General features: G+C 63.0%; 18 protein-coding genes and 1 pseudogene. 11 read left to right on the top strand and 8 right to left on the bottom strand.

What is annotated here, in order from left to right:
• On the bottom strand, positions 1-143 hold a 143-nt coding region (locus tag Q8N40_RS12370), incomplete at its 3' end, for an ATPase inhibitor subunit zeta (protein ID WP_371135684.1).
• A 284-nt stretch (positions 144-427) separates the two neighbouring features.
• Here Q8N40_RS12370 and purC point away from each other — a divergent pair.
• The 4 genes from purC to purQ all read left to right on the top strand — a co-directional run bounded on the left by purC (position 428) and on the right by purQ (position 2,441).
• Positions 428-1,195, top strand: coding sequence for a phosphoribosylaminoimidazolesuccinocarboxamide synthase (gene purC / locus Q8N40_RS12365; protein ID WP_291860075.1), 768 nt, complete (start codon positions 428-430; stop codon positions 1,193-1,195).
• 134 nt (positions 1,196-1,329) lie between these two features.
• On the top strand, positions 1,330-1,572 hold the full coding sequence (gene purS / locus Q8N40_RS12360; RefSeq protein ID WP_305319356.1) for a phosphoribosylformylglycinamidine synthase subunit PurS: 243 nt from the start codon (positions 1,330-1,332) through the stop codon (positions 1,570-1,572).
• A 3-nt stretch (positions 1,573-1,575) separates the two neighbouring features.
• Entirely contained in the window at positions 1,576-1,743 is a 168-nt protein-coding gene (locus tag Q8N40_RS12355; RefSeq protein WP_305712014.1) for a hypothetical protein, read from the top strand.
• Entirely contained in the window at positions 1,740-2,441 is a 702-nt protein-coding gene (purQ, locus tag Q8N40_RS12350) for a phosphoribosylformylglycinamidine synthase subunit PurQ (protein WP_305712013.1), read from the top strand. Before Q8N40_RS12355 ends, purQ begins: the two co-directional genes overlap by 4 nt.
• A gap of 31 nt (positions 2,442-2,472) precedes the next feature.
• Here the strand turns inward: purQ and Q8N40_RS12345 are convergent, their stop codons facing one another.
• On the bottom strand, positions 2,473-3,777 hold the full coding sequence (locus tag Q8N40_RS12345; RefSeq protein WP_305712012.1) for a CdaR family transcriptional regulator: 1,305 nt from the start codon (positions 3,775-3,777) through the stop codon (positions 2,473-2,475).
• Positions 3,778-3,891: 114 nt separating this feature from the next.
• Here Q8N40_RS12345 and Q8N40_RS12340 point away from each other — a divergent pair, with 114 nt between their 5' ends.
• Together Q8N40_RS12340 and Q8N40_RS12335 are read left to right on the top strand one after the other, a co-directional pair.
• Positions 3,892-4,209, top strand: a complete 318-nt coding sequence (locus Q8N40_RS12340) for a hypothetical protein (protein WP_305319360.1) — start codon at positions 3,892-3,894, stop codon at positions 4,207-4,209.
• Between the two features lie 67 nt (positions 4,210-4,276).
• Positions 4,277-4,527, top strand: a pseudogene (locus tag Q8N40_RS12335) (phosphoribosylformylglycinamidine synthase subunit PurQ); the annotation flags it as partial.
• A gap of 94 nt (positions 4,528-4,621) precedes the next feature.
• Here Q8N40_RS12335 and Q8N40_RS12330 read toward each other — a convergent pair.
• The 3 genes from Q8N40_RS12330 to Q8N40_RS12320 all read right to left on the bottom strand — a co-directional run bounded on the left by Q8N40_RS12330 (position 4,622) and on the right by Q8N40_RS12320 (position 6,618).
• Complete coding sequence (locus tag Q8N40_RS12330; RefSeq protein WP_305712011.1) at positions 4,622-5,107, bottom strand: GFA family protein; 486 nt, start codon at positions 5,105-5,107, stop codon at positions 4,622-4,624.
• Positions 5,108-5,168: 61 nt separating this feature from the next.
• Positions 5,169-6,140 (bottom strand): DMT family transporter, encoded by a 972-nt coding sequence (locus Q8N40_RS12325; RefSeq protein ID WP_305712010.1) that lies wholly within the window; start codon positions 6,138-6,140, stop codon positions 5,169-5,171.
• Positions 6,130-6,618: a PaaI family thioesterase gene (locus Q8N40_RS12320; protein WP_305318251.1), complete on the bottom strand. Its 489-nt coding sequence runs from the start codon at positions 6,616-6,618 to the stop codon at positions 6,130-6,132. The genes Q8N40_RS12325 and Q8N40_RS12320 overlap by 11 nt, the downstream gene beginning before the upstream one ends.
• Positions 6,619-6,799: 181 nt before the next feature.
• Between Q8N40_RS12320 and purL the strand changes: the two genes are divergently transcribed.
• The gene (gene purL / locus Q8N40_RS12315; RefSeq protein WP_305712009.1) at positions 6,800-9,007 is read left to right on the top strand and encodes a phosphoribosylformylglycinamidine synthase subunit PurL; all 2,208 of its coding nucleotides are present in this window, start codon (positions 6,800-6,802) and stop codon (positions 9,005-9,007) included.
• Positions 9,008-9,061: 54 nt separating this feature from the next.
• On the opposite strand, the gene Q8N40_RS12310 is transcribed toward purL, so the two are convergent.
• Entirely contained in the window at positions 9,062-10,246 is a 1,185-nt protein-coding gene (locus tag Q8N40_RS12310) for an acyltransferase (RefSeq protein WP_305318253.1), read from the bottom strand.
• Positions 10,247-10,380: 134 nt separating this feature from the next.
• Positions 10,381-10,740, bottom strand: coding sequence for a DUF427 domain-containing protein (locus Q8N40_RS12305; protein WP_305318254.1), 360 nt, complete (start codon positions 10,738-10,740; stop codon positions 10,381-10,383).
• Positions 10,741-10,933: 193 nt separating this feature from the next.
• Between Q8N40_RS12305 and Q8N40_RS12300 the strand changes: the two genes are divergently transcribed.
• The gene (locus tag Q8N40_RS12300) at positions 10,934-11,170 is read left to right on the top strand and encodes a BolA family protein (RefSeq protein ID WP_057838868.1); all 237 of its coding nucleotides are present in this window, start codon (positions 10,934-10,936) and stop codon (positions 11,168-11,170) included.
• Positions 11,171-11,185: 15 nt separating this feature from the next.
• Positions 11,186-12,373 carry a low temperature requirement protein A gene (locus tag Q8N40_RS12295; protein WP_305712008.1) on the top strand — a complete coding sequence of 396 codons (1,188 nt, stop codon included), beginning with the start codon at positions 11,186-11,188 and terminating at the stop codon, positions 12,371-12,373.
• Between the two features lie 6 nt (positions 12,374-12,379).
• On the opposite strand, the gene Q8N40_RS12290 is transcribed toward Q8N40_RS12295, so the two are convergent.
• Positions 12,380-13,618: an efflux RND transporter periplasmic adaptor subunit gene (locus Q8N40_RS12290; protein WP_371135683.1), complete on the bottom strand. Its 1,239-nt coding sequence runs from the start codon at positions 13,616-13,618 to the stop codon at positions 12,380-12,382.
• A 43-nt stretch (positions 13,619-13,661) separates the two neighbouring features.
• On the opposite strand from Q8N40_RS12290, the gene Q8N40_RS12285 reads away from it, so the two are divergent.
• Together Q8N40_RS12285 and Q8N40_RS12280 are read left to right on the top strand one after the other, a co-directional pair.
• Positions 13,662-13,799 (top strand): hypothetical protein, encoded by a 138-nt coding sequence (locus Q8N40_RS12285; RefSeq protein ID WP_305712006.1) that lies wholly within the window; start codon positions 13,662-13,664, stop codon positions 13,797-13,799.
• Between the two features lie 83 nt (positions 13,800-13,882).
• Positions 13,883-15,067 carry an efflux RND transporter periplasmic adaptor subunit gene (locus Q8N40_RS12280; RefSeq protein ID WP_305712005.1) on the top strand — a complete coding sequence of 395 codons (1,185 nt, stop codon included), beginning with the start codon at positions 13,883-13,885 and terminating at the stop codon, positions 15,065-15,067.
• Positions 15,068-15,213 lie beyond the last annotated feature (146 nt).

Raw genomic sequence — 15,213 nt, 5'->3', positions numbered from 1 at the left:
TTCTCGGCTGCCCATAATCCGAGCAGCTTGTTGCGGCGGGCCTCGGCCTTGAACTTCTGGTCGGCGTCGAGGGCGAACTTCTTCTCGAAACCTTCTTCACGCTTGTCGAATGTGCTCATTTTCTCGGTTCCGATCCCTGGCAAAATGGTGCAGCGGCCTCGTTGCGGCCGCCCTCTGGCGCGCCTAGATAACGTTAGCCAATGGTTAAGACAACCGGCTTTAAGCCGCAGGCGGCAGGGGTAAAACTCGCCCCGAAGGGACCGGATCGATTGTGCTCGATAGGCCAATCAGATAGGTTGGGCATGAGGCCCGGTTCCCGTTCTGTTTCCCGTTCCTGGCCTTCACGGCAGCTCCGTCGTGGGTCGCAATCCCTTGTCATCCGGAGCACACCAAATTCATGGATTTCAACAACACACGGTACATCCCAATGAGCCGTCGACGCCGCATTTATGAAGGCAAGGCCAAGGTCCTTTACGAAGGTCCGGAGCCGGGAACCCTGATCCAGCACTTCAAGGACGATGCGACCGCGTTCAATGCCAAGAAACACCAGGTGATCGAGGGCAAGGGCGTCCTCAACAACCGGATTTCGGAGTACCTGTTCCAGCACCTCAACGACATCGGGGTTCCCACCCATTTCATCCGCCGGCTCAACATGCGCGAACAGCTGATTCGCGAGGTCGAGATCGTGCCGCTGGAGGTCGTGGTGCGGAATGTGGCGGCGGGATCGCTGTCGCAGCGCCTCGGCATCGAGGAGGGCACCCAGCTGCCGCGTTCGATCATCGAGTTCTACTACAAGAACGACCAGCTCAACGACCCCATGGTCTCCGAGGAGCACATCACGGCGTTCGGCTGGGCCACACCGCAGGAAATCGACGACATCATGGCGCTGGCCATTCGCGTCAACGACTTCCTCACCGGGCTGTTTCTCGGCATCGGCATCCGTTTGGTCGATTTCAAGATGGAATGCGGACGGCTGTTCGAAAACGACATGATGCGAATCATCGTCGCCGACGAGATCTCGCCCGATTCGTGCCGTCTGTGGGACGTCAAGTCGAACGAGAAGCTCGACAAGGACCGCTTCCGCCGGGATCTCGGCGGCGTGCTGGAGGCCTATACCGAGGTCGCCAAGCGTCTGGGCATCCTGACCGAGAACGAGCGGCCGATCGGCTCGGGCCCGGTCCTGGTCAAGAGCTGATCGCCGTCATCCTGAGGTGCCCGCCCGTTCGGGCGAGCCTCGAAGGATGAGATACGAAATCCAATGTCGCCCTTCGAGGCTCGGGCTGCGCCCGAGCACCTCAGGGTGACGCAGCGGAATACCGGGCTAGAATCATGAAAGCGCGCGTCACCGTTACACTCAAATCCGGCATTCTCGATCCGCAGGGCAAGGCAATCGAGGGAGCGCTGAAATCCCTCGGCGTCGACGGCGTCACCAGCGTGCGCCAGGGCAAGGTGTTCGACATCGAAATCGCGGGCTCCGACAAGGCCAGGGCCGAAGCGGCGCTGAAGGATGCCGCCGACAAGCTGCTAGCGAACACGGTAATCGAGAATTACCGAGTCGAAGTTCTGAGCTAGGTCATGGCTGAGATATCCAATCAGCAGATTTACGATCTGGTGCTTGAAATTTCGCGCGATGTTGTTGAACTTGAAGTCTCAATCGACGAACTCTTGGTCGACATGCGGGCCTTCAATCAAGATCTCGCCGCTGATCGACAGCACTTGATGCAGCAGGTTTTTCTACAATGAAATCCGCCATTCTCGTCTTTCCCGGAATCAATCGCGAGCGCGACATGGCGCGCGCGCTGAAACTCGCATCGGGGCATGAACCCGCGATGGTCTGGCATGCCGAAACGGCGCTGCCGAACGGAACTGACCTCGTGGTGGTGCCCGGCGGATTTTCCTATGGCGATTACCTGCGCTGCGGCGCGATCGCCGCACGCGCGCCGGTGATGGACGCGGTGCGCGATTTCGCGGCCGGCGGCGGCTTGGTGCTTGGGGTCTGCAACGGTTTCCAGATCCTCTGCGAGGCAGGTCTTCTGCCCGGCGTGCTGATGCGCAATGCCCGGCTGAAATTCATCTGCCACGACGTGCATCTGCGGGTCGAGCGCTCGGATACGCCGTTTACCCGCGGCTACAATGCCGGGCAGGTGATCCGCGTGCCGGTCGCCCATGGCGAAGGCAATTACGAGGCCGACGAAGAGACGCTGAAGCGGCTCGAGGGCGACGGGCGGGTGCTCTATCGCTACTGCTCCGCCGCCGGCGTGGTCGACGAGCAGTCCAACATCAACGGCGCGGCGGCCTCGATCGCCGGCATCGTCAATGACCGCGGCAACGTGCTCGGCATGATGCCGCACCCGGAAAACCACGTCGAAGACATCATGGGCTGCACCGACGGTCGCGGCCTGTTCGCAGGACTGGTGGCGCATCTGGAGAAGGCTGCGTGACCCAGGGTTTTCGAGCAGAGCTGGACCGCCTTTACTGGACTGGATTTCCTGATTGCCAGCAATCGGCCGCCAGCAGCAGCTCGGTAAGGTCGCAATAGCGCTGGCCGTCGAGACCCGTCAACTCGCGAATCCGCTCGATCCTCGCATAGACCGTGTTGGGGTGTTTTCGGAGCAGCCGGGCCGCCTTTTGCACATTCATGTCGGCGTCAGCAATGGCGCGCAGGGTTTGAACGAGGATACCCTCGGCCCGGACGTCGGCGCTGGCGAGGGCGGACGCCCAGGCCGGCGGCGCCGACTGCAAATAGCTTGAACCGTGATGTACCAGGAGACTGCGGAGCCGCAAGGTCGAAAACCCGATCACGCGGTTTGCATGATCCGCGAAGTCGAGCGCGATCCTGGCTTCGTGCAGCGCCCGCGGAGCGAATGACGTCGAGGGATGGTCCGCGCTGATGCCGACAAGAACCGAAGGACCCAGGGTGAGAAGCAGCGGATGCAGGCGTTCGGCAAGGTTGGCCTGGGGCGCGGTCCAGCCCGATTGCCGGCGTCGGTCCGAGAATATGAATGTGACGAGATTGTCTCGAACGCCGGCAAGCTTGCGGAGCGAGATTCCCGCCACGGCATCCGTAATGGCGTTAACGATCCGCTGTGCCCGGGCCGGATTTTCCATTTCGGCCGCGTTGACCGGCTGAGCGACCGCCACGCAATAACTCTGGCGCTGATCGAGGTATCCTGCGCGCCGCAAGAGGCGTGCGACGCGGGCATCCGATTCGTCGTATCCGCTGAGAAGAATGTTCAACAGCTCTGTGCGCAGGTCGCCTTCGGCCTGCGCGAGCAGGCGCGTGTGGGCAACGTATTCGGAAGTTGCGATGGAGCTGACGAGGTTTGTGTATTCGATGGCGAAGTCGGCGACCGCCGAGATCGCACCTTCCAGATTAGCCGGACTGCACCTGGTCGCGGCATCCCTGATCCAGTGCGACAGGATGAGGTGGCCGCATCGGTACGCATGAAGAACGGTTTCGAGGGGAAATCGCTGTTCGGCGCGGAGGCGCGCATGCTGCCTGACGAACTCGAAAGGCCCGACCTCGCCGCCATCGAACAGGCGAAGGATCTGCCGCATGTGGTCGTCAACATGCTGACTGAATGTGGGTAGGATCTCGGGGTTCCCAGACGCCGCGAAAGCCGGCACCTCCGTGAGCACGGCGTCGCGCAGCGCGCGGCCGGCGTCTTGCATCGACGCTCTCAGGGCATGCGACGCCTGCGGCAACACGCCGGCGCTGACCAGCCACACAAGGACCTGGCTGAACGACCGATTCCCTTCCTCATGGTGCGGTGGCATTGGCAGCTCTTCACAGTGAATGGGGCCAAATTACCGGAAAACTTGCCATGGAGGGATAGCAAAGCTGGTGATAATGACCAGACCGGGGGACAAACGAGCAACGGAGGAGACGACATGGCCAAGTATGTTTTTGCCTATCATGGTGGCGGCGGCGCGCCCGGGACGCCCGAAGAAGTCAAGAAGGTGATGGACGCCTGGGGAGCCTGGCTCGGATCGCTTGGTGCTGCCGTGATCGATGCGGGAAATCCGGTCGGCAAGTCGAGCACTGTCAAGAAGGACGGCTCGCTCGTGGAGGGCGGCGGCTCCAATCCGATCAGCGGGTACAGCCTTATCGAGGCTGCGAGCCTTGCCGATGCGCACAAGAAGGCCAAGGGCTGTCCGATCCTGGCGAGCGGCGGCACGATCGAAATCGCCGAAGCCTTCGACATGTAGCGGATGACCCGGATCGCAGGGAGGGCGGAAGCCCGCTCTCCGGCCGGCCTCATTTCAACAGGATGCCGTCGAGGCGGATGAAGAAGCACTGAAACGGCTCGAGGGCGATGGGCGGGTGCCCTCCCGCTTCTGCTCGCCCGCGGGCGTGGTGGACGAAGAGTCCAAACCGCGGCGATTGCGCGTTCCATCACCGGCATCGTCAGTGAACGAACAGCGTGCTCGGCATGCTGCCGCATCCGAAAACTCACGTCGAGGACGTCTTGTACTGCACCGACGGCCGGCGGTCTGGTCGCGGGTATCGTCGCGCATGGAGCGCGCTGCCTGAGAGCGCGAGCGGTGACGCGGGATGTCGAGAAATACCGCAGGCTGCTGGAAGAGAAGAAGTAGGGCCGTTCTCTGAACGAGTTCACCCTCAGCCGGCGCCGGTACTGCGCGCCGCCCGCCACCGCGCGAGGCTCGCCGCGGGCCAGACCTTTTCCCTGTCATAGAACTCCTCAACGATGAGCATATCGGGAGGCAGCACGACCCATGGCTGCTTCGACATCGTAAAGATGTGCACGTCCGGCGGCAGCGCATCCGGCGTATCGAGCGTGCCGACGCGAACGAAGCGGAAGCGATCGCCTGAACCCGCGTAGTTGCTCCAGACCGCGATACGGCATTTCGGGCATCGCGATATCTTCTGGCCTTTACCGCTGAGCGAGGGCGTCACGACGACGTCAGGCTCGCCCGAGAGCAGTTCGACCCGGTCGGCTTCGATCATGGCATTGAGCGCAAACGACGCGCCGCCGTCGCGCTGGCACCAGCGGCAATGGCAGCAGTGAACGATCAGGGGAGGCGAAGTCATGCGGTAGCGTATGGCCCCGCAGGTGCAGCCGCCCTCGATTGCGAATGTGGTCATCGATTTTCTCCGGCGTCGCAAGATAGGCACCCGCGGTAGCGACGGCAACTATTTCGTCCCATCACGCTTTTCGAAACCGGTCGATCCAGCGCCGGTAGCTGTCGCCGGGGATGGTCATGGCGGCGACGCCGGCCATCACGAGGACGAGGCCGAGCGCCAGGTTGGACGGCACGGTTTCGCCGAGCAGGACGACCGACAGGCCGACGCCGATCGGAATGCGCAAATAGCCTTGCGCGTTGGTGGTCAGCGTGCCCAAACGCGAAAGGCACATGTAGAACAGCATCAGCCCGAACGCGCTGGAGAAAATCCCCATGGTGATGGTCGCGACCAGCGCTTCCGTCGTCGGCCGCAAGGTCCAGGGATGATCGACGATCAATGCGACGGGCAACAGCAGCAGGCCGCCGAACAGCAGCGAGCCCGCCGCCACCACCATCGGATCATATTCGGTCAACCGCAGCCCGAAGATCGTGGCGCAGGCAAAGGAGACGGTGGCGAGCAGGATCGCCAGTTCGGCGAAGATGTTGCCGCCGAGGCCGCCCAGCGCATCGAGGCCGATGATCACGGCGGTGCCGGCGAGCCCCAGCACGGCGCCGGCCAGTTTCAACAGCGTGGCCGGCTCGTGCCGCGTGATGCCCCAGGTGATCAGGAAGGCGAAGATCGGCGTGGTCGAGGCCAGCACCACGGTCGGCGCCGCCGCCACATATTGCTGCGCCCAGGTGATCATCAGGAACGGGATCGTGGAATTGATGGTCTGTTGCTGCGCGAACAGCTTCCAGGCCCTGGCATCGCCGGGAATTCGCATACCGCGCGCATACAGGATGGCGATCAGGAAAAATGCCGCGATCAGCGAGCGCGCCGAGATGAAGGTGACCGGCGGAATCGAGCCGAGACCGATTTTCGTCAATGGATAGGTCGAGCTCCAGCAGCAGGCCAGCGCCAGCAGCAGCGCGTAGTCGCGCCAGTTGCGCCGGGCTGGTGGAGAGCCGGCAGAAGGCGCAGGCTTGGCGCCGCTTTCTGCGTTGCTAGGTGGCAACGGCACCTGCTTTGGCCGGCGGCTTCCACTTCACCCGCTTGATGGTGGCGGAAAACGTGAACAGCGAGCGTTCGCCTGATGTCAGCAAGCCGCGCAGGAAAATCATCGAGCCGCCGGCCCGCATGATCTCGCCTGTGCCTTCGACCAGTTCGCCCTCGCGCGCGCCGTCGATGAACTCGCAGCCGAACGACACCGTCACCCCCGGACCCTGCAGCACCGGCGTGGCAAAGGCGAACAGGCAATAATCCGCGAAGGTCATGAAGGCACCGCCATGAACGTTGCGCATGCCATTGAGATGCTTCTTCCCGACCCGGAACGCGCAGCGCACGCTGCCGTCATCCTCCATCCGGTGCCAGAACGGCCCGTTGTGGGATTCGAAGTTGTCGCGGGTCCAGGTGCGCCAGCCGGCGAATTCACCTTCGGTTTCGACATGGAGATCGGGGCGGTTGAGGAATGCGGATTTGGTGAAGTCGTCCAACGGAAGAGGCCCTTCATTTCGGGGATTTGTGTCTTAAATCCGATCCACACCTGATGTGCAAACCCCCGCAATGCATGGATCGCCCGCAAAAGTATGGACAGCGGGAAAATGCGCCGTAAAAGGCCTTTTCCACCCGCCTCGATCTCCCTAATAAGGGACCTCAATCGCCCAAAAGAGCCCCATGAACCAGCCTCAGATCACCCCTGAACTCGTCGCCAGCCATGGCCTCAAGCCCGACGAGTATGAGCGTATCCTCAAGCTGATCGGCCGGGTTCCGAGCTTTACCGAGCTTGGGATCTTCTCGGCGATGTGGAACGAGCATTGCTCGTACAAATCCTCGCGGCTGCATCTGCGCGGGCTGCCGACCTCGGCGCCATGGGTGATCCAGGGGCCGGGCGAGAATGCCGGCGTGATCGACATCGGCGACGGACAGGCCGTCGTATTCAAGATGGAGAGCCACAACCATCCGAGCTACATCGAGCCCTATCAGGGCGCGGCCACCGGAGTCGGCGGCATCCTGCGCGACGTCTTCACGATGGGCGCGCGGCCGATCGCCTGCCTCAACGCGCTGAGCTTTGGCGCGCCGGAACATCCCAAAACCCGGCATCTGGTGTCGGGCGTGGTTGCCGGTGTCGGCGGCTACGGCAATTCCTTCGGGGTGCCGACTGTCGGCGGCCAGGTGCGTTTCCACACCCGCTACGACGGCAACATCCTGGTCAATGCGATGGCGGTCGGGCTCGCCGACACCGACAAGATTTTCTATGCCGCGGCCTCCGGCGTGAACATGCCGATCGTCTATCTCGGCTCCAAGACCGGGCGCGACGGTATTCACGGCGCTTCGATGGCGTCGGCTGAATTCGACGAGGACTCCGCCGATAAGCGGCCGACGGTTCAGGTCGGAGATCCCTTCGCGGAAAAGCTGTTGCTGGAAGCCTGCCTCGAAATCATGGCAGCCGATTGCGTGATCGCGATCCAGGACATGGGCGCGGCGGGCCTGACGTCCTCGGCGGTCGAGATGGGCGCCAAGGGCAATCTCGGCGTCGATCTCGATCTCGACGCGGTGCCGACCCGCGAGACCGGCATGAGCGCCTACGAGATGATGCTGTCGGAAAGCCAGGAGCGCATGCTCATGGTTCTGAAGCCCGAGAAGGAAAAGCAGGCCGAGGCGATCTTCAAGAAATGGGGGCTGGATTTCGCCGTGGTCGGCTACACCACGCCGAGCAAGCGTTTTGTGGTCAAGCATGGCGGCGACGTGATGGCGGATTTGCCGATCAAGGAGCTCGGCGACGAGGCGCCGCTGTACGACCGGCCGCATGTGCCGTCGCAGCCGCTGCCGGTGATTCATGCGCGTGACGTCACGCCGCCGGTCGGCGTGGCGGCGGCGCTGGAAAAGCTGATCGCCACGCCCGAACTGTGCTCGAAGCGTTGGGTCTGGGAACAATATGATCACGTCATCCTTGGCAATACCGTACAGCGGCCCGGCGGCGATGCCGCCGTGGTGCGGGTGCAGGACGGGCCGAAGGGGCTGGCGCTGACCGTCGACGTGACGCCGCGCTATTGCGAGGTCGATCCATATCAGGGCGGCATGCAGGCGGTGGCGGAAGCCTGGCGCAACATCACCGCGGTCGGCGGCCGGCCGCTGGCGATCACCGACAATCTGAATTTCGGCAATCCGGAGCGGCCCGAAATCATGGGCCAGTTCGTCGGTTGCCTGAAGGGCATTGCCGAAGCCTGCCGCGCGCTCGACTTCCCGGTCGTGTCCGGCAACGTCTCGCTCTACAACGAGACCAACGGCCGCGGCATCCTGCCGACGCCATCGATCGGCGGCGTCGGGCTGCTTGATGATTTCACCAAATCCGCGACCTTGGCGTTCAAGGCCGGGGGCGAGGCGATCCTGTTGATCGGCGAGACCCATGGCTGGCTCGGGCAATCGGTCTATCTGCGCGACATCTGCGGCCGCGAAGAGGGCGCGCCACCGCCGGTCGATCTCGCGGCGGAAAAGCGCAACGGCGACGTGGTGCGCGGCATGATCCACGCCGGCACCGCGACCGCGGCGCATGATCTCTCCGACGGGGGGCTCTTGATCGCGCTCGCCGAAATGGCGATTGCCGGCGGCATCGGCGCACAACTGCTGGCGGCGCCTGCCGCGATCGTGCCGCATGCGTATTGGTTCGGCGAGGATCAGGCGCGCTACATCGTGACGGTGCCGGAGGCGCAGGCCGGCCTGGTGCTGGCCAAGATGAAAGGCGCCGGCGTGCCCTGCGCGCGGATCGGAACCAGCGGCGGCGACGCCATCGCGATCGCGGGCGAGGCGGCGGTGTCGGTGAAGACGCTCGATGCCGCGTTCGAGAGCTGGCTGCCGGCGTACATGAACGCGAAGGTGTCCTGAGTCTGTAGCCCCGCGGCCCGGATTGCGCTGCGATCCATCCGGGTTACGCGATTCCTACAGCACCCGCTTCGCCCCCGGAATCTTCCGCAACGCGCGCGTCAGCGCCCAGCTCAACGCGACCGTCAGCACAAACCCGATGGGCGCTTTCACGGTCGCCGGCATATTGTAGTCGAACAGCCAGTATTGCAGCCACAGCGCGATCGGATAGTGCACCAGGAATATGCCGTAGGCATCGGCCTGCATGGAATCGAACACGCTTCTGCCTGAACTGGCGAACCTGAGGAAATAGGCCAGGATCAGGAACAGGATGGCCACGCTGAAGACCGTGAAGCAGACGGCATAGAGCCCCTCATACCAGTCCGGCAGGTCCACCGGATTCCCCAGATTTTCGCGCTTGATCGAGATCAGCACCCACATCAGATAATACGGAACGATCGCCAGGATCATCCAGTCCCAGCTGACCTTCGCCATCCGGCCGTCCGCCGCCAGCAGCCCGCGGTCCAGAAACGCGAGGCCAATGCCGGCGCCGAAAAAGAAATAGGTGGCGTAAAGCATCACGCGCCCGTGCTGGACCGAGAACGGACCGAACTCGAACCAGCTGCCGGCTCCGTAGTGAACCCGTCCGGGGATGTAGAATGCCGCGGTGACGGCAAGCATGACCAGGAAGAACACTGCCGGCCGGCGGCGACCGTGCAGCGAGAGGCGATTGATCGGATCGAGCATATGGGGCGACAGCCGATAGAGGATGCAGGCAACCACGTCGAAACTGAGCAACACCCAGAGGAACCAGATCGGCCCGCTCGGCCAGGGCCCGACGGTGATCATGTTCCACCAGAATTCCGAAAAGGTGATTTCGGGATGGTGCCGCAGGGAGAACGAATAGTAGGCGAGCGGAATCACCGTGAATGCGCAGATCACGAACGGCAGGCCAAGCCGGAGCAGGCGGTCCGCCAGATAGTTCAGCGGTCCCTTCCGGGCGATGCCGGGCCAGACGAACAGGCCCGACAGGAAGAAGAACATCGCCATGAAGAAACTGTCGGTGGCGAGCACGATCATGTCGAAGCCGAAGAACGACTTCGGATCGGTGTGACCGTAATAGGTATAGGGGATGACGGCGTGGTGCAGCAGCACGATCAGCGTCAGAAATGTGCGGGCGCGGTCGAGCGAGGGATTGCGCGGCTTCGCTTGTGGCGCGGCGGGCGCATCCGCAGCCGCCACGGTGTCGGAAATCGTCGTCATGGGTGCCCCCGGCCGGGTGATTGCGATTCATGTTGCAACCGGGAACCGGATTCAGCAAGGCCTCACACGGCACGAAACGCGCAGTCCCGGTTCGCGGCGAGGCAGATTGTCTCCGGGGTTTGAGCAAAAGACGTTCAGCTCACTTCCTCGATCGTGACCTTGTCCGGATAGAACGCCAGATGGCCCGATATTTCGGCCATCGCCGGGAATGGCGTCTCATAGGTCCAGATCGCGTTTTCCAGTGTTTTGCCGCCGGCGCTGACGCTGAAATAATTCGCATCGCCCTTGTAGGGGCAGTGCGTCACCCGGGCGCTGCGTGCCAATAGCGCCATATTGGCGTCGCCGCGCGGCACATATTGCACGGCCGGGTAGCTGGCTTCCTTCAGCGTCAGGGCATGGGTGGTGTCGGCGATCACGATGCCACCGGCCAGGACGCGGACCCGCTTCGGATTCGCGGTAATGGTGATGGAGTGGTCTGGGCCGGGGAGTTTCATGGGACAGTCTCTTTTTGGTCAACCCGTTGTGATCGTGGGCCACGATGTCAGGGGTTTGCAAGATTGGACTTTGCAAGGATCAGACTGGAATATAGTGCCAGGAAGCGTGACGTAGAAGGGTAGCCGGGCTAAGTTCTGCCGCGCCGCAGTGATGCTGGCTGCGATTCGAAACGCCGGATTGGAGACCTGTTGGATGCCGATGGACGCCCACGATATCGAATCGATGATCAAGGCAGCGATCCCCGACGCCGAGGTGACGATCCGCGATCTGGCCGGCGACGGCGACCATTATGCCGCCACCGTGATCTCGGAGTCGTTCCGCGGCAAATCCCGGGTCCAGCAGCACCAGATCGTCTATCAGTCGCTGAAGGGCCAGATGGGCGGGGTATTGCACGCGCTGGCGCTGCAGACCGGGGTTCCGGAAGGCTAGCGCAAGGACAGGGCGATGACGGCTGACGGGCATCGGGGCGCACTGTACCGGATACACGCGCCCCACCAGCACAGCCGCGTCACCTATGCCGAGCTGTTTTTCGACCTGGTGTTCGTTTTCGCGATCACACAGATTTCGCACACGCTGCTCGCCCACTTCACCCCGCTCGGCGTGCTGCAGACCACCCTGCTGTTCCTGGCGGTGTGGTGGGTGTGGGTCTTCACCTCCTGGATCACCAACTGGCTCGATCCGGAAAAGACGCCGGTGCGGATCCTGCTGTTCGCGCTGATGCTCGGCGGGCTAGTGGTCTCCACCTCGATTCCGCAGGCCTTTGAATCGCGGGGGCTGTGGTTTGCCGTGGCCTATGCGTCGATGCAGGTCGGCAAGACCGTCTTCCTGTGGGTGTCGACGCCGCCGTCGCAGCCGGCGGCGCGGATGAATGCGATTCGTATCACGGTCTGGCTGTCGCTGTCGGCGGTGTTCTGGATTGCCGGCGGCTTGGCCGAAGGACAGTCCCGGCTGCTGCTGTGGGCCGTGGCGCTCGGCATCGAATATTGTTCGGCGGCGGCGCGGTTCTGGATTCCGAAATACGGCGCGTCGCAGGTCGCCGACTGGCAGGTCGAGGGCGGCCACATGGCGGAGCGCTTTGGGCTGTTTATAATTCTCGCGCTCGGCGAATCCGTCGTCGTCACCGGCGCGACCTTTTCCAAGCTGACCTGGACTATCGAGACGGTCAGCGCTTTTGCATCGAGTTTCGTCGGCACGGTGGTGATGTGGTGGATCTATTTCCACAAGGGCGCGGAAGCCGGCTCCGAGCTGATCTCAAAATCCAGCGAGCCGGGGCGGCTGGCGCGGCTGGCCTACACTTACCTGCATATCCCGATCGTGGCCGGCATCATCGTTACGGCGGTCGCCGACGAACTCGTCCTCATGCATCCCGGCGGTCATTCCGACCTAAAGACGGTTCTGAGCGCGATCGGCGGACCGATGCTGTTCCTGCTGGGGACCATCCTGTTCAAGCACACCATTCGCGGATTTCTTCAGCTTTCGCACGGCGCCGGCATTGTCGCGCTCGGCATTCTGGCCTGGTTCGCCGGCGGGATGTCGCCGCTGCTGCTCTCGATATTGACCACGGCGATCATGGTCGTTGTCGCGGTATGGGAATCGGTCTCGCTGAAATTGGCAACGGCAGGCAGCGCATAAACCGGATCAGCTGCCGGGCGGCCGGTCGATGAAGAGGCTGCCTTTCGTAACGATCTGCTCGCCCGGCTTCAGACCGAAGACCTCGACGAGTTCGCCCTTGCCGAGCCCGGTCCTGATCTGGCGCAGTTCGATCGTCTTGTCCTCATGCGCGACCCAGACGCGCACCTGGTCGCCCTCAAAGATCAGCGCCTGTTTCGGAACGCCAACCGAGACCCAATCGCCGGGGGCATAGATGGTCACGGTGGCGAACATTTCCGGTTTCAATTGGCCGGTGGGATTTTCCACGGTAGCACGGACCATCAGCCGGCGGGTCGCGGGATCGATCGCGGCCGCGACGTAGTCGATGCGGCCGGTCAGCGTGCGGCCGGGCAATGCGGGCAGGCCGAATGTCAATTCGTGCCCAATCGCAACCCCGGATGCTTCGGTCTCGCGCACAAACGCGGTGAGCCAGACGGTGGAAAGATCGGCGATCACGAACACCGGCTCGCTGGCGCCGGAGTTTACATATTGACCGGGGCCCATCCTGCGCTGGACGACCGTGCCCGCAATGGGCGAGGACACGGGGGTTTCCGGATCGATGCGGCCTTTCTCCTGAAAGGCGGAGATGGCGTCGTCAGTCAAGCCAAGGATCCGCAACTTGTTGCGTGCCGCTTCCAGCGTCGTCTGCGACAAACGCAGGTCGTTTTGCGCCTGGGTCAGGGTTGCCTGCGTTTGCTGGTAGTCCTTGAGCGGGACGGCCTTGCCCTCGAACAGGTCCCTGGCGCGCCGATCCTGCAGCTGTGCGAGGTCGAGCTGGGATCTGGCCTTGGTCAGGGCACTGGCGGCGGCTACCAGATCGTTCTGTGCCTGAACCTTGTCGGTGGCTTCGACCACGAACAGCGGTTGCCCCTGCGTGACGCTGTCGCCCGGTCGCGCCAGCAATCTTGTGACCCGGCCGGCATAGGGCGAGAACACGGGGGTCGAGCGATCCTCATTGACCGCGATCTTGCCTTCGGTGACATGCTCGGTGTGGAAGGCTCGTTCGGTCACCGGTTGAATGGTCAGGCTGGCCCATTCGGTCCGGGTCGGGACGTAACGCTGCATCCCCTTGCGGGATTGGCTCGACATCTCGGAATTGTCGATCAGCGGCTTGCCCGGGTAGAGCAGTCCCGCAACGGCAATCAAGCCAGCCGCCATCAAGGCCAGTCCCACGGCCCCGCGTTGACCTCTAATGATCCGAAACCAATTGACATGTTTGGTTAGCATTGACCCTCGGTGGTGGAGGTCGCTTTCCGGCCGCTTTTAGCCGTTGCTGGAGGCGCCCGCAAACCATGTTTTCAACCGGGCCGCGCTTTCCGACGCTTCCTTTGTTTCGCAATTGCTGCTGGCGAAACAAGGCGGCGTCCGCTATGCGTCGCCATCGCAGCGGATCTGGTCCTCCATTTGACCAGGGATAGGGTCCGCGTCTGCAAGAGGCGTAAATGTCCGTACGAAACTTTCAGTAGGAGTACGAGGGAGGGGTACCGGTTCATGGCGGTTTTCATCGCAGCCAGACTGCTGCGTGGCCTCACGGCCGGGCTGTTTTTTGTTGCGCTGCACACATCGCTGGCTGTTGCCGAGGGCACAACAAGGGGGCAGGACTTCGTGCGGGTCGTCGCCGATCAAATGCATCAGCTTGAAGTAGTGAAAGTTACGCCCTACGCGTTCGCTGACCAGCGATCCGCAATCGGCCAGATCGCCTTCAATGAGGATGCCAGCACCATCGTGCTGACGCCGTTCTCCGGCCGGGTCATCCGTCTGATCGCCAAGGTCGGCGATCAGGTCAAGCGTGGCGATCCGCTGCTGGAAATCGACAGCCCCGAGCAAGTGCCGCCGCAGAACGAGTTCATCGCCGCCCAGACCGCCAGAAACAAGGCGCGCTCCCAGCTCGGGCTGGCGCAGATCGCCGAAAAGCGCGCCCGCGATCTCTATGAGGGCAAGGCGGCTCCGTTCAAGGATTTGCAGGCGGCCGAAGCGCAGCTTGCCGCCGCCGAGAGCGACATGCGGTCGACCGATTCGGCGTTCGACGCCGTCCGTATCCGCCTGCGCATTCTGGGTCGCACCGACGCCGAAATTTCCGAACTCGAGCAGCGCGGCACCATCAGCCGGGTCACCCCGATCAACGCGCCGATCGACGGCACCGTGATCTCGCGCAAGGTCGGCCCGGGACAATCCGTCAAGGCCGATTCCGGCGATGCACTGTACGTGATCGCCGACCTGTCGACGATGTGGCTGAAGGCCCAGATCTTCGAGCAGGACATCGCATTTGTGCGGGTCGGCCAGGAGATCGAGGCGAAGATTGCTTCCGCGCCCAACCGGACCTTCAAGGCGCGCATCGCCAACATCAGCTCGGCTTCGGATCTGAACACACGCCGTGTCATGGTGCGCTCGGAGATCGGCAATCCGGACGGCCTGCTCAAATCCGAGATGTTCGCGAGCTTCAAGATCGGAACCGCGGAGCCGTCGACCACACCGGCAGTGCCGACCCGCGCGGTGATCCGCGAAGGCGATGTTGCAACTGTCTGGGTCGAGCCCGAGCCGCTGCTGTTCAAGCGCCGCGTGGTCGAGATCGGCATCCAGCAGGCCGGCCTGACCCAGATTCGCAGCGGCCTTGCCGTTGGCGAACGGGTGGTCGGGCGCGGTGCGATCTTCGTCGATAATGAGTGGCGTCAATGAGCCGGTTGGCCGGAGCCGCTCATGCTGCGTAGTGTCATCGCGTTCTGCCTGTCGCGGCGGCTGCTGGTGATGGTCGCGTTCGCCGCCTTTCTCGGACTCGGCTACGTTGCCTTCCGGACACTGAACATCGAGGCCTATCCCGATCC

Origin of the sequence: Bradyrhizobium sp. (assembly GCF_030693485.1) — a bacterium.
Lineage (GTDB): Bacteria > Pseudomonadota > Alphaproteobacteria > Rhizobiales > Xanthobacteraceae > Bradyrhizobium.
This window is presented reverse-complemented; position numbering and strand designations above follow the sequence as displayed.